The 12,798-nt window shown below is 67.9% G+C and carries 13 protein-coding genes; 5 read left to right on the forward strand and 8 right to left on the reverse strand.

Annotated elements, in window-relative coordinates; translation table 11 throughout:
- Positions 1-6: 6 nt before the first annotated feature.
- The 4 genes from ABV408_RS04730 to hexR form a co-directional block, all read right to left on the reverse strand.
- On the reverse strand, positions 7-1,503 hold the full coding sequence (locus ABV408_RS04730; RefSeq protein ID WP_353981299.1) for an ABC transporter permease: 1,497 nt from the start codon (positions 1,501-1,503) through the stop codon (positions 7-9).
- Positions 1,500-2,192, reverse strand: coding sequence for an ATP-binding cassette domain-containing protein (locus tag ABV408_RS04735; RefSeq protein WP_353981300.1), 693 nt, complete (start codon positions 2,190-2,192; stop codon positions 1,500-1,502). Before ABV408_RS04735 ends, ABV408_RS04730 begins: the two co-directional genes overlap by 4 nt.
- A 6-nt stretch (positions 2,193-2,198) precedes the next feature.
- Positions 2,199-3,050 carry a putative selenate ABC transporter substrate-binding protein gene (locus ABV408_RS04740; RefSeq protein WP_353981301.1) on the reverse strand — a complete coding sequence of 284 codons (852 nt, stop codon included), beginning with the start codon at positions 3,048-3,050 and terminating at the stop codon, positions 2,199-2,201.
- A gap of 118 nt (positions 3,051-3,168) precedes the next feature.
- A complete protein-coding gene (hexR, locus tag ABV408_RS04745) occupies positions 3,169-4,029 on the reverse strand; it encodes a transcriptional regulator HexR (RefSeq protein WP_353981302.1) in 861 nt (286 codons plus the stop codon).
- Positions 4,030-4,264: 235 nt separating this feature from the next.
- Between hexR and zwf the strand changes: the two genes are divergently transcribed.
- The 4 genes from zwf to ABV408_RS04765 all read left to right on the forward strand — a co-directional run bounded on the left by zwf (position 4,265) and on the right by ABV408_RS04765 (position 8,044).
- Entirely contained in the window at positions 4,265-5,749 is a 1,485-nt protein-coding gene (gene zwf / locus ABV408_RS04750; protein WP_353981303.1) for a glucose-6-phosphate dehydrogenase, read from the forward strand.
- 18 nt (positions 5,750-5,767) lie between these two features.
- A complete protein-coding gene (gene pgl / locus ABV408_RS04755; protein WP_353981304.1) occupies positions 5,768-6,442 on the forward strand; it encodes a 6-phosphogluconolactonase in 675 nt (224 codons plus the stop codon).
- A 72-nt stretch (positions 6,443-6,514) separates the two neighbouring features.
- The gene (locus ABV408_RS04760; RefSeq protein WP_353981305.1) at positions 6,515-7,180 is read left to right on the forward strand and encodes a bifunctional 4-hydroxy-2-oxoglutarate aldolase/2-dehydro-3-deoxy-phosphogluconate aldolase; all 666 of its coding nucleotides are present in this window, start codon (positions 6,515-6,517) and stop codon (positions 7,178-7,180) included.
- Between the two features lie 93 nt (positions 7,181-7,273).
- Positions 7,274-8,044, forward strand: coding sequence for a 3-hydroxybutyrate dehydrogenase (locus ABV408_RS04765; protein WP_353981306.1), 771 nt, complete (start codon positions 7,274-7,276; stop codon positions 8,042-8,044).
- 176 nt (positions 8,045-8,220) lie between these two features.
- Here ABV408_RS04765 and ABV408_RS04770 read toward each other — a convergent pair whose 3' ends face one another.
- The 3 genes from ABV408_RS04770 to ABV408_RS04780 are packed head-to-tail and all read right to left on the reverse strand — an operon-like array spanning position 8,221 to position 10,793.
- Entirely contained in the window at positions 8,221-9,414 is a 1,194-nt protein-coding gene (locus ABV408_RS04770; protein ID WP_353981307.1) for an acetyl-CoA C-acetyltransferase, read from the reverse strand.
- Positions 9,407-10,054 carry a CoA transferase subunit B gene (locus tag ABV408_RS04775; RefSeq protein WP_353981308.1) on the reverse strand — a complete coding sequence of 216 codons (648 nt, stop codon included), beginning with the start codon at positions 10,052-10,054 and terminating at the stop codon, positions 9,407-9,409. Before ABV408_RS04775 ends, ABV408_RS04770 begins: the two co-directional genes overlap by 8 nt.
- A 1-nt stretch (position 10,055) precedes the next feature.
- Positions 10,056-10,793: a CoA transferase subunit A gene (locus ABV408_RS04780; RefSeq protein WP_353981309.1), complete on the reverse strand. Its 738-nt coding sequence runs from the start codon at positions 10,791-10,793 to the stop codon at positions 10,056-10,058.
- 143 nt (positions 10,794-10,936) lie between these two features.
- On the opposite strand from ABV408_RS04780, the gene ABV408_RS04785 reads away from it, so the two are divergent.
- Complete coding sequence (locus ABV408_RS04785) at positions 10,937-11,833, forward strand: LysR family transcriptional regulator (protein WP_353981310.1); 897 nt, start codon at positions 10,937-10,939, stop codon at positions 11,831-11,833.
- On the opposite strand, the gene ABV408_RS04790 is transcribed toward ABV408_RS04785, so the two are convergent.
- Positions 11,807-12,775, reverse strand: coding sequence for a carbohydrate kinase (locus ABV408_RS04790; RefSeq protein WP_353981311.1), 969 nt, complete (start codon positions 12,773-12,775; stop codon positions 11,807-11,809). The genes ABV408_RS04785 and ABV408_RS04790 overlap by 27 nt on opposite strands.
- Between the last annotated feature and the right edge of the window lie 23 nt (positions 12,776-12,798).

A 12,798-nucleotide genomic window follows, 5' to 3' on the forward strand; every position in this document is an offset into this window, starting at 1 on the left:
CGTGGGTCAGCGGCTGCACGGATCGTCGACCGGCACCTCGCGGGGGCGGAAGCGGCGGGCGGCGGCGTCGACCGCGATGTTCAGCCCGGCGGTGATCAGCAGCAGAAAGAGTGCCTGATCGAACATCAGGTATTCGAAGCTGGAGTCGATGTAGAACCCCAGCGTGGCGACGCCGAGCATGCCCAGCAGGGCGGTCTCGCGCAGGATCACTTCGGCGCGGTAGCACAGCAGTGCCAGCAGGTTGGGGTAGAGCCGCGGCAGCAGCTCGTAGGCGTAGCGCCCCGAGGCCGGCAGCCCGGGCATGCCCGGGGTGAGGCCGTCGGCGTGGCGCGCCACCAGAAAGGCGATCAGCGCGCCGTTGTGCAGCGCCAGTGCCAGCCACGCCGGCAGCATCGACGGCCCCAAGAGCAGCAGGAAGACGAATGCTAGCATCAGCTCCGGGGTCGAGCGCACCATCACCAGCGCCAGGCGGCCCAGCCCGCGGCTGGCGCGGTTGCCGAAATGGCGGCTGGCCAGCGGCCATAGCAGCAGCGCCAGCACCAGACTCCCCACCATCCCCATCAGCGCCAGCAGCAGGGTGTTGCCGATCGCCGGCAGCAGGTCCGGCATGTCGCGCACCCAGGCCAGCAGCCCTGTCAGGTCGCCGGTGAGCAGCGGGGCCGGCCACAGGTCGTGGCTGACGAAGCGCCACAGCAGCGCACCATCGACGTCGGGCCAGGGCCCGAGCCAGTAGAGCCCGGCGATCAGCAGAAGCGGCAGCAGGCGGCGATGCCCCCACCAGTGCAGCGTCGCGATCAGCAGGTAGAATATCCACAGCAGGGCCCCGGCCTCGCCGAAGCGGCCCTCACGGAAGGCGCTCTCGAGATAGAACCCCAGCGTTGGCAGACCGACGAAGCCGAGCAGCACGCTGGCGCGCATGGCGCACTCGAAACGGTAGCGGGTGTAGCTCGCCAGGCGCTCCCACACCAGCGGCAGTTCGGCATAGATGAAGCGTGACAGGCGATCGACACCGGCGGGCAGCGCAGCCGAGGGCGCGCGCGGGGTCAGCTCGAGGATCTCGGCGTAGACCTTGGCGAAGATGCCGGTGTAGGGGATCGCCAGCGCGGCCAGCGCGGTGACCGCCGAGAGGCCGAACACCTGCAGGAACAGCAGCGCCCAGAACAGCTCGTGGATCGCGCGGACGAAGGCGCACAGGGCGCGCAGTGTGCGCGATCGCGGGAAGACCAGCGCCAGCGGGAACCCCAGCAGTGCGCCGAGGAAGGTACCCCACAGCGCCACGCTGACGGTGAGCGCGATCGCGTGGAGCGGGTTCTCCAGGGCCAGCCAGTCGGGCCAGGCCAGGCCGCGGGCCATGCGCCACAGCTCCGCCCAGGGGTCGGCGGCGGTGATCTCGAGGTCGGCCAGCGGCAGCAGCAGCAGACAGAGTGTCACCAGCGCCAGTGAGCGCCGGGCGAGGGTGAGGCCGGGGCTGTCACCGCGCAGCCAGCCGGGTGCCGCGCTCATGCAGAGGTGGCGACGCTGGTCGAGGCGGCCGCGGCGTCGGGGTAGAGCGCGTCGAGATCGGCCAGGGTGAGCTCACGGCTGGCGGCATCCAGCTGAACCTGGCCGTCGCGCAGCCCGATCACCCGGTCGAAGTGACTCAGCGCCAGGCGGTGCTGATGCAGCGCGATGACGCTGGTGGCGTGCTGGCGCTGGATCCGCTGCAGCAGACGCAGGGCCTGGTGCGGATCGACGCTGGCCAGCGGCTCGTCACCCAGGAAGACGTCGCGCTGCTGATAGAGCGCGCGGGCGATCGCCACGCGCTGACGCTGCCCACCGGAGAGACGCTCCACCGGACGGCGCAGCAGGCCGTCGAGGCCGAGCTCGGCGCACAGCGCTTCGACCGCCTGCCAGGCGTCACGATTCGGCCGCAGTAGGTTGAGCAGGTTGGCCAGGGCGCCGTGGCGCTCCAGCCGGCCCATATAGACGTTGTGGTAGACCGAGAGCAGCGGCACCAGGCCGTGGCTCTGCGGGCACCAGGCGGCGTGCGGTTCGAGCCGGGCGCGGATCGCACTCAGCAGAGTCGACTTGCCGGCACCGCTCTGGCCCAACAGCGCCACCTGCTCTCCGTGTTCCAGGGTCAGCGACAGCCCCGGCAGCACGACCCGGTCGGCGTGCCCCAGGTCGTCACCGTCGAAGCGAAGGAGTGTCACGCGGTCTCAGCGCAGCAGGCCGATCGACTCACCGACCTCTTCGATCGGCGCATAGTCGGCGTTGCTGGCCGGGATGAAGCCGGAGCGCGGGAAACTCTCGAGCAGGGCGGGGTCGGTCATCTCGAGCAGCGCCTTCTGCACCTTGGCACTGAAGCCCTCGCCGTAGCGCGCGTCGACGTCGCCGCGCAGGGTCCACTGGTAGTCGGGATAGGTGGGCGACTTCCAGATCACTGCGACCTTGTCGGTGTCCACGCGGCCATCGGCCACCGCCGCCTGCCATACGGTGAAGTTGACCGCGCCGACGTCATAGGTGCCGGACTCGACCAGGGCGATGGTGCGCGAGTGGTCGCCGGAGAAGCCGACCCGCGAGAACACCTTGTCGGGAGCCGCATCGAAGCGCTGGCGGATGAAGTGCTCAGGCATCAGTCGCCCCGAGGTCGAGGTCTTGGCGCCGAAGGTGAAACTGTGGCCGCGCACCGCCTCGGGCAGCGCCGTCTCGGAAGGGGCGATGTCGGCTTGCGTGTTGGCGATGAAGTAGCTGCGGAACTCGGCGTCCTCCTGGCCCTGGGCAATGGCCTGGGAGCCGGGCACCAGACGGCGGGCCTGAACCCCGGAGAGGCCACCGAACCAGGCCAGCTGCACCTGGTCGTTGCGGAAGGCGGTCACCGCCGCGCCGTAGGAGGTCACCGGCACGTACTCGACCTCGACGCCGAGCTTGTCCGAGAGGTAATCGGCGACCTTGGAGAAGCGCTCGACCAGGCGCGACTGGTCCTCGTCCGGAATCGCGGTGAAGCGGAAAGTGTCGGCTTGCGAGACGCTGCCGACCAGCATCAGGACCAGAGCGAACAACCAGCGCATGGCGTGACCTCGAATAGGGGAGTCGAATAGGCGTGTCATCGGGCAGGCGCGCGACCGTACCTCGGCATGCATGATAACCGCTTTTGCCCCCGATCTTTAAGATACCGCACCGTGCGCCTCACTCCTTGGCGGGCGGAAACTTGGTCGGGCGCAGGCTCTCCTTGATCTTGCGCAGATGTGGCAGGAACGACTTGCCGCGGCGCAGCGTGACGCCGGTGGCCAGCACGTCGATCAGCGCCATGTGGATCATGCGCGAGGCCATCGGCATGTAGACTTCGGTGTCCTCGGCCAGATCGACCGGCAGCAGGTCGGTGCACACCTCGGCCAGCGGCGAGCCCTCGCGGGTGATGCCGATCACCGTGGCGCCGCTGTCGCTGGCGAGCTGAGCCACCTCGACCAGTTCGCGGGTGCGCCCGGTATAGGAGATCACCACGATGACGTCGCCGGTATGGGCGGCGGCGGCGATCATGCGCTGGGTCAGCACGTCGTTGTGCGCCGAGACCGGCAGATTGAAGCGGAAGAACTTGTTGTGGGCGTCGAAGGCGGCGGGGGCCGAGGCGCCGAGGGCGAAGAAGTTGATCTGACGCGCCTGCGAGAGATGATCGACCACACGCTCGATGCGCTTGGGGTCGACCGTACGCCGTGCTTCGTCGAGGGCGGCGATGGTCGCACCGATGATCTTGTCGGTGTAGGCGCCGGCGTCGTCGTCGCTCTCCACGCTGCGGCTGACATAGGGTGTACCGCCGGCCAGACTCTGCGCCAGCTGGATCTTGAAGTCGGGATAACCCTTGGTGTCGAAGTTGCGGCAGAATCGGTTGACGGTCGGTTCGCTCACCGTGGCAGCCTGTGCCAGAGTGGCTATGCTCATGCCAATCGCGGCATTGGGGTCGCGCAGAATCACGTCGGCGACCTTGCGTTCCGATCGGTTCAGCTCGTCGATCCGCGTTCGGATCCGGGCGATGAGATCGTGGTTGGCCATGCTAGCGGTGAGTCTCCTGGCAGCGGGGCGTGCCATCACGGTTTGACACAAACCCTGCATCCTAGCCCGCGGCGCCGGTGGCGCCAAGCGATGCCGGCCGAGCGCGCGACCGCAAGCGGTAAGTTAGTGACCGAATCGGCCGCTGTCGCAGGCATATGATGCGCAAGTCGCGTGTCAACTCGGCCCGGAATGGCGTATTTTATTCGTAAATTAACCACACAAGCGGAGAGAGGCAATGTCTCGAGAGGCAACGCCCAACGTGGATCTGGCGCTGTTCGGGGCGCTGGGTGATCTGGCGCTACGCAAGCTCTACCCGGCACTCTACCATCTCGACCGGGATGGTCTGCTGGGCGAGCAGACGCGCATTCTCGGCCTGGCCCGACGCGAGCACGACGCCGACAGCTTCCGCGACACGGTGCTGGGCATGCTCAAGAAGCGGGTCAAGCCGAAGGAGCAGGATCAGGCCTGCATCGATCGCTTCCTGGCGCGCCTGGACTACTGCCAGCTCGACTTCGATACCGTCGAGGGCTATGAGCAGATCCGTGACTGGCACGCCCGCAGCGCCGATGACACCTGCCCGCTGACCATCTATCTGGCGGTGCCGGCCAGCATCTACGGCGCCATCTGCGCCAACCTGGAGCGTAGCGGCAGCCTCGACGACACCTCGCGCGTGGTGGTCGAGAAGCCGATCGGCTACGACCTTGCCTCCTCCCACGAGATCAACGACGCCATCGGCGCGGTCTTCCCCGAGACGCGGATCTACCGCATCGACCACTATCTGGGCAAGGAGACGGTGCAGAACCTCATCGCGCTGCGCTTCGCCAACCCGATGTTCGGCAACCAGTGGAACCAGAGTCAGATCTCCCACGTCGAGATCACCGTGGCCGAACAGGTCGGTATCGAAGGGCGCTGGGGCTACTTCGACAGGGCCGGCCAGCTGCGCGACATGGTCCAGAACCACCTGCTCCAGCTGCTCACCATGTTGGCCATGGACCCGCCGGCCAACCTCGACGCCGACGCCATCCGCGACGAGAAGGTCAAGGTGCTCAAGGCGCTCAAGCCAATCGAGGGCGAGGCGCTCAATCGTCACGTGGTGCGTGGCCAGTACGTCGCCGGTGCCATCAACGGCGAGAACGTGCCCGGCTACCTGGAAGAGGACGACGCCAACACCTCGAGCACCACCGAGACCTTCGTCGCCATGCGTCTCGAAGTCTCCAACTGGCGCTGGGCCGGCGTACCGTTCTATCTGCGCACCGGCAAGCGCATGCCGGAGAAACTGTCGCAGATCGTCATTCACTTCCGGCAGCAGCCGCACTACATCTTCGATCCCGACCAGCGCAATCTCGCCGCCAACAAGCTGGTGATCCGGCTGCAGCCGGAAGAGGGCATTGCGCTGCAGGTGTTGACCAAGGATGGCGGGCTCGACAAGGGCATGCGTCTGCGCCCGGGCCCGCTGCACCTCGACTTCAACCACGCCTTCCCCAAGGCGCGTATTCCCGATGCCTACGAGCGTCTGCTGCTGGAGGTGATGAAGGGGCAGCAGTATCTGTTCGTGCGTCGTGACGAGATCGAGTACGCCTGGAAGTGGGTCGACCAGCTGATCGACGGTTGGGAGAAGCGCGATATTCCGCCGCGGCGCTATCCGGCGGGCTCCTGGGGGCCGGTGGCGTCGATCGCCATGATCACCCAGGACGGGCGCTCCTGGTATGAAGACTATTGATCATGAAGACTGCTGAGTATGAAGACTACTGACAGCGGTCGTGACCGCCTCGGCGCGCAGCTCGCCGAGGCCGCCGCGGCGGCGCTTTCGAGCGACCTCGCCAGCCAGCCGCGGGTGCTGCTGGTGCTCTCCGGTGGCACCACGCCGACGCCGTTCCTGCGCAGCCTCGCCGCGCAGTCGCTCGACTGGTCGCGGGTCGATATCACCTTGACCGATGAGCGCTGGGTCGACGCCGACCACCCGGACAGCAATGCGCGCCTGCTGCGCGAAACGCTGCTGACCGGGCCCGCGTCAGCGGCGATCCTGCATCCGCTGACCAGCGACCACGCCACGCCGGAAGAGGGCGCGGCGAGCGTCGCCGCGCGTCTGGATACCCTGCCATGGCCGGCCAGCCTGGTGGTGCTGGGGATGGGCGGTGATGGCCACACCGCATCGCTGTTCCCCGATAGTCTCGAGCTGGGGCTGGCACTGTGCAGCGACGAAGCGGTGGTAGCAGTGCGTGCGCCCAGCGCCAGCCATCCCCGCCTCACCCTGAGCGCCGCGCGGCTGCACGCCGCCCGGCGCCACGCGCTGCATATCGTCGGCGACGCCAAGCGTACGGTGCTGGCCCGGGCACTGGCGGGAGACGACGTGCGCGAACTGCCGATCCGGGCCTTTCTCAGCTGCCCGCTGGCGATCTACTGGGCGCCCTGAGCGGGGCGCCGATGCTCGGGGCTCACCGACTACCGGGCACCCGTCACCGATCATTCAACGAGGAACCTTGTCATGTCATCCGCCCCCCGTCTCCTGCCACAGGCGCAGACCGATCGTCTCGACGCCATCTGTCGCGCCACCTCGATCATTCCGGTGCTGGTGATCGAGCGTCTCGACCACGCCGTGCCGCTGGCGCAGGCGCTGGTCGACGGCGGCCTCGACGTGCTTGAGATCACCCTGCGCACCGACTGCGCGGTGGAGGCCATGCAGCGCATCCGTGAAGCCCTGCCGGAAGTCACCCTGGGTGCCGGCACCGTGCTCGGTGTCGAGCAGTACCGCATCTGCGAGGAGCTCGGGGTCGACTTCGTGGTTACCCCAGGCACCACGCCGGCGCTGTTCGAGCACGGCATCGCCAGCGAGGTACCGCTGCTGCCCGGGGTGGCCACGGTCTCCGAGGTGGTCACCGGCTGGGAGCGCGGCTATCGCCGCTTCAAGTTCTTCCCTGCCGAGGCCAATGGCGGCGCCAAGGCGCTCAAGTCGTTCGGCGGGCCGCTGCCCGAGGCGCTGTTCTGCCCCACCGGCGGGGTGACCGTGGACAACGCCGCCGACTATCTGGCGCTGCCCAACGTGATGTGTGTGGGCGGTTCGTGGATGGCGCCCAAGGCGCTGATCGACCAGCAGAATTGGGAAGAGATCACGCGCCTGACCCGCGAGGCGACGCAGCGCTATCCGCGCTAGACCGGCTTGCGGGCAAGTCTTCGAGGCCATCTGCCGTCACATCGGACTCGCCTCGAGAATCGATGAGCGAACGTCGAGAGAGGAGGTGTTGCCATGAGTGCTACGTCTGAGACGCCCCGCGTGGCGGTGGTCACCGGCAGCTCCAGCGGTATCGGGCGGGCGGTGGTGGAGACCCTGGCCGCACGCGGCCAGCGCGTGCTGGCAGTGGATTTCAATCCCGACGGTCGGGCAGTCGCCGAGGCGGCCGGTGCGCGCTTTTTCGAGGCGGACCTGACTGATGGCGCCCAGTGCCGCGGCGCCATCGACGCTGCGGTCGAGGCATTCGGCGGGGTCGATATTCTGGTCAACAACGCCGGTATCCAGCACGTTGCCGATATCGCCCACTTCCCCGAAGAGAAGTGGCGCCAGATCATCGATCTGATGCTCACCGCCCCCTTTCTGCTCACCCAGGCGGCGTGGCCCCACATGCAGCGCGGCGGCTGGGGGCGGATCGTCAACGTCGCCTCGATCCACGCCAAGGTGGCCTCGCCGGGCAAGGCGGCCTACGTCAGCGCCAAGCACGGCCTGATCGGTTTGACCCGCACCGCGGCGCTGGAAGGCGGCGAGCACGGTATCACCGCCAATGCCATCTGCCCGGCCTATGTGCGCACGCCGCTGGTGGAGAAGCAGATCGCTGACCAGGCGCGTCTGAACGCCATGGACGAGGCCGAGGTGGTGGAGAAAATCATGCTCGCCGGGGCGGCGGTCAAGCGCCTGATCGAGCCCGCCGAAGTCGCCGAGCTGGTGGCCTATCTGGTCTCCGACGGCGCGGCGGCAGTGACCGGAGCCGACTGGGGGATCGATCTAGGGTGGACGGCCCGCTAGGTACTGCCTGATAAGGACTGCGCTCGCCCATGCGGCGTTAAAAATCGGCTCAAAGTGCTCATTTACATCCCGTAAACTCCGCGTTTTCGCCGATTTTTGCCTTGACTGGTCTTCGCTCGTCGACTTTTCAGACAGTACCTAGGCGCGAGAGCCTCGCGGGCCGCCATGGGCCGGGATCAGCCGCGTTCGATCGCCGTGGCGACACCTTGGCCGCCGCCGATGCACAGCGTGGCCAGCCCGCGCGCGACGTCGCGGCGTTGCATTTCGTGGAGCAGGGTGACCAAGACGCGCGCGCCCGAAGCGCCGATCGGGTGGCCCAGCGCAATGGCGCCTCCATTGACGTTGACCTTGTCGGCCGACCAGCCGAGCTCTTTGGCCACCGCTAAGGTCTGCGCGGCGAAGGCTTCGTTGGCCTCGATTAGGTCGAGCTGCGCGAGCGTCCAGCCTGCACGTTCCAGACAGCGCCGGGTCGCCGGCACCGGGCCGATACCCATGGTGGCAGGGTCGACCGCGGCGTTGGCACAGGCTCGGATGGTCGCCAGCACCGGCAGGCCCAGCTCGCGGGCGCGCGCCGCGCTCATGATCAGCAGCGCGCTGGCGCCGTCGTTGATCGCCGAGGCGTTGCCGGCGGTGACCGTTCCCTCCTTGCGAAAGGCCGGCTTGAGCCGGGCCAGCGACTCGGCGCTGACGCCCTCACGCGGCTGCTCGTCACGCTCGACGACGATGGCGTCGCCGCGCCGCTGGGGCACCTCTACCGGGGTGATCTCGGCGTCGAAACGTCCGGCGTCGCGGGCGGCCACCGCACGGCGCTGGGACTCGGCGGCGTAGGCGTCCTGGGCCTGGCGCGATATCGCGTACTGCTCGGCCAGGTTCTCCGCGGTGATGCCCATGTGGTAGTCGTTGAAAACGTCCCACAGGCCGTCCTGGATCATGCTGTCGATCAGTTCGGCGTGGCCCATGCGCAGGCCGGTGCGCGCCTTGGGCAGCACGTAGGGCGCCAGGCTCATGTTCTCCATGCCGCCGGCGACGACGACCTCGGCATCGCCGCAGCGGATCGCCTGGGCCGCCAGGTGCACCGTCTTGAGCCCGGAGCCGCATACCTTGTCGATGGTCATCGCCGGCACGCTGTCGGGCAGACCGGCTTCGATCGCCGCCTGACGCGCGGTGTTCTGGCCCAGGCCGGCGCGTAGCACGTGGCCCATGATCACTTCGTCGACGCTGGCCGGGTCGATGCCGTCGAGCACCCGGCGGATGACCGTGGCGCCCAGGGTCACGGCGGGGACGCTGGAAAGCGCTCCCTGGAAGGTGCCGATGGGGGTCCGCGTGGCGGCGACGATGACCGCATCGCGGTCGTGGCTGGTATCAGGCATGCTGTGTCTCCCGCTGGTCGATCAGCTCGCAGCCGGTGGCCTCGCGAATCTCTTCGAAGGTCACCTCGGGGGCCAGCTCGACCAGCGCCAGGCCCTGGCCGGTGACGTCCATCACGCCGAGATCGGTAATGATACGATCGACCACCCCGACGCCGGTCAGCGGCAGGCTGCACTCATCGAGAATCTTGTGCTCGCCCTTGGCGGTGTGGGTCATCAGCACCACCACGCGCTGGACCCCGGCGACCAGATCCATGGCGCCGCCCATGCCCTTGACCATCTTGCCCGGGATCATCCAGTTGGCCAGGTCCCCCTTGGCCGAGACCTGCATCGCGCCGAGAATCGCCAGATTGATCTTGCCGCCACGGATCATGGCGAAGGACTCGGCGTTGTCGAAGTAGCTCGAGCCGGGCAGGGCAGTGACGGTCTGCTTGCCGGCGTTGATCAGGTCCGGGTCGACGGTCTCCGCGGTGGGGAAGGGGCCGATGCCGAGCAGGCCGTTCTCCGACTGCAGCCACACCTCCATGCCCTCGGGGATATAGTTGGCCACCAGTGTCGGCTGGCCGATCCCCAGATTGACGTAGAAGCCGTCGCGCAGTTCGCCGGCGGCGCGTTGCGCCATCTCTTCCTTGTTCCAGGCCATCTCAGTTGCCCTCCCTCAGGGTGCGTTTCTCGATGCGTTTCTCCGGGTTCGGGTTGTGCACCAGGCGGTGGACGAAGATGCCCGGCAGGTGGATGTCGTCGGGGTCGAGGGCGCCGGTTTCGACGATCTCCTCGACCTCGGCGACGCACACCCGGCCAGCCATGGCCGCGAGCGGGTTGAAGTTACGCGCGGTCTTGTTGAAGCGCAGGTTGCCGGCGCGGTCGGCGACCTGCGCCTTGATCAGCGCCACGTCCACTGGCAGGCCGCGCTCCATCACGTAATGCTCGCCGTCGAACTCACGCACCTCCTTGCCTTCGGCGATCTTGGTGCCATAGCCGGTGCGGGTGTAGAAGGCGGCGATCCCGGCCCCGCCGGCGCGCAGGCGCTCGGCCAGGGTGCCCTGGGGGCAGAACTCGAGTTCCAGTTCGCCGGAGAGGTACTGGCGCTCGAACTCCTTGTTCTCACCCACGTAGGAGGAGAGCATCTTCTTGATCTGGCGGGATTCGAGCAGCAGTCCCAGGCCGAAGCCGTCGACGCCGGCGTTGTTGCTGGCCACGGTCAGCTCGCGCTTGCCGCTGTCGCGCAGGGCCTGGATCAGCGCTTCGGGAATACCGCACAGGCCGAAGCCGCCGACGGCCAGGGTCATGCCATCCTCGATCAAGCCATCGAGCGCGGCCTGCGCGCTGGGATAGCACTTGCCGCGCGGGCGGCTCTCTTGCGTTGCGGCGGTTTGGGTCATGGTGGGCCTCGGTGTGAGCGTTGATGTTGTCTTGTGCGAGTCATGACGCGCGCTATGCCTATGACTATGACCGCTCCTCGCGCTGTTATTAAATTTATTTTCGCCGATAATTATCGAGGTTTTCTCATTAATGAGGCGTTTTGATGACCGTCAAACAGCTCCGTGCCTTTCTCGCGGTGGCCCAGACCCTGAGCTTCGCCCAGGCGTGTGAGCGGCTGCATGTGACCCAGTCGGCGCTCAGTCTGGCGGTGAAATCGCTGGAGTCGCAGCTCGGCGGGGCGCTGTTCTCGCGCACCACGCGCCAGGTGCGGCTGACGCCGGAGGGGGAGACGCTGCTGCCGCTGGCGCGGCGGCTGCTGGCGGAGTGGGACGACGTCGAGGACGCCATGCGCCGGCGTTTCCACCTGCAGCAGGGGCATCTGGCGATCGCCGCCATGCCGTCGTTCGCCTCCAACCGCCTGCCACCGCTGATCGCCGCGTTCCGCCAGCGCCATCCGCGGATCGGCGTGACCATCCATGACGTGATCAACGAGCAGGTGGTGGAGATGGTGCTGACCCAGCGGGTCGAGTTCGGGATCGCCTTCGCGCCGCCAGCGCAGCAGGCGTTGGCCTTCACGCCGCTCTACCTCGATCGCTTCGTCGCCGCGGTGCCGCCGGATTCGGCGCTGGCGGCAGCAGGCGAGGTTACCTGGGCGTCACTGCTCGAGTATCCGTTCATCACCCTGCAGCGGCCGTCACAGGTGCGCGTGGTGCTGGAACGCCAGCTGGCGCAGCACGGACTGAGCCTGCCGGTAGCGTTCGAGAGCCACCAGTTGGCGACGGTGGGCCAGCTGGTGGGCAAGGGGCTGGGCGTGAGCGCGGTGCCGGCGCTGTGTCGCGATCAGATGGAGGCGCTGGGGGTGCGCTGTCTGGCGCTCTCCGCGCCGATCGTCGAGCGGCCGGTCGGCGTCGTCACCCGCGCCGACCAGCAGCTCTCTTCCACCGCGAGCGCCTTTCACGCCCTGGTGGTGGGCTCAGGTGGGGAGGTCGTCGAGGTCTGAGCTGCCCGGCAGCGCGGCGAAAGCGCCGGCGCGCATGGCAGTGAAGGCGCCGCAGCGGGCGGCGAAGATGAGTGCCTCTTCCAGTTGGGCCTCATCGGCGAGCCAGTCGCTGAGCGTTTCGCAGGTGACCTCGGCGCGCGACAGCGAAGCCAGCAGGCCACCGATGAAGGCATCCCCCGCGGCGGTGGTGTCGACCGCCTTGACCTGTGGCGGCGACACCTGCAGCCGGCGCTCGGCGAGATATGCTTCCACCGGGCCGGGGCCGTCGGTGATCACGATCAGGCGCGTACCGCGGGCCAGCCGGGCGCTGATCCACTCCTCCGCGCTGCGTTCGCCGCGCAGTTGGTCGAGCTCCTCCCGCGACAGCTTGATCAGGTGGGCGCGTTCGAGCAGCTGTTCGACCAGCGCCACATCGACCCGGCCCTGGGGCCACAGCAGTGGACGCAGGTTGGCATCGACGCTGATCACGCAGCCGCCACGGCGAGCGATGCTGGCCAGATCCAGCGTGGTGCGGGCGATCTCGGTGTCGGTGAGGCTGTTGCTGCACAGGTGCACCAGTGCCGGCTCGGCGAAAATCCCCGAGGGCAGGTGTTCGCGACGGTAGAGCAGATCCGCCGCCGGCGGGCGATAGAAGTCGAACTGGCGCTCGCCCTCGCGATCGCGGGAGACGAAGGCGAGGGCGGTGCGCGCGGCGCGGGTGCGCACCACGTGCTGGGTGTCGACACCGTGGGCGTCGAGCGCCTCGACGATGAAGTCGCCGAAGCGGTCATCGCCGATCATGCCCAGGAACACGCTGGGCAGGCCCTGACGAGCGCAGGCCACGGCCGCGTTGGCGGGGGCACCGCCGGCGTAGGGGGTAAAGGTCTCGGGCCCGGTGTCGTCGCCCAGGCGGCTGGAGAGCATATCGACGAGGGCTTCGCCGAAGGCGATGATGGGGGTCATGGTGTTGGGGATCTCCATGGCAT

Source organism: Salinicola endophyticus, assembly GCF_040536835.1.
In the GTDB taxonomy this organism is placed as follows: Bacteria; Pseudomonadota; Gammaproteobacteria; order Pseudomonadales; family Halomonadaceae; genus Salinicola; species Salinicola endophyticus_A.

Coding starts and splice junctions, on each gene's coding strand:
- hexR (WP_353981302.1), bottom strand. CDS start 4,029: ATGGCCAACCACGATCTCATCGCCCGGATCCGAACGCGGATCGACGAG.
- ABV408_RS04730 (WP_353981299.1), bottom strand. CDS start 1,503: ATGAGCGCGGCACCCGGCTGGCTGCGCGGTGACAGCCCCGGCCTCACC.
- zwf (WP_353981303.1), top strand. CDS start 4,265: ATGTCTCGAGAGGCAACGCCCAACGTGGATCTGGCGCTGTTCGGGGCG.
- ABV408_RS04790 (WP_353981311.1), bottom strand. CDS start 12,775: ATGACCCCCATCATCGCCTTCGGCGAAGCCCTCGTCGATATGCTCTCC.
- ABV408_RS04770 (WP_353981307.1), bottom strand. CDS start 9,414: ATGCCTGATACCAGCCACGACCGCGATGCGGTCATCGTCGCCGCCACG.
- ABV408_RS04760 (WP_353981305.1), top strand. CDS start 6,515: ATGTCATCCGCCCCCCGTCTCCTGCCACAGGCGCAGACCGATCGTCTC.
- ABV408_RS04765 (WP_353981306.1), top strand. CDS start 7,274: ATGAGTGCTACGTCTGAGACGCCCCGCGTGGCGGTGGTCACCGGCAGC.
- ABV408_RS04740 (WP_353981301.1), bottom strand. CDS start 3,050: ATGCGCTGGTTGTTCGCTCTGGTCCTGATGCTGGTCGGCAGCGTCTCG.
- ABV408_RS04775 (WP_353981308.1), bottom strand. CDS start 10,054: ATGGCCTGGAACAAGGAAGAGATGGCGCAACGCGCCGCCGGCGAACTG.
- ABV408_RS04780 (WP_353981309.1), bottom strand. CDS start 10,793: ATGACCCAAACCGCCGCAACGCAAGAGAGCCGCCCGCGCGGCAAGTGC.
- ABV408_RS04785 (WP_353981310.1), top strand. CDS start 10,937: ATGACCGTCAAACAGCTCCGTGCCTTTCTCGCGGTGGCCCAGACCCTG.
- pgl (WP_353981304.1), top strand. CDS start 5,768: ATGAAGACTACTGACAGCGGTCGTGACCGCCTCGGCGCGCAGCTCGCC.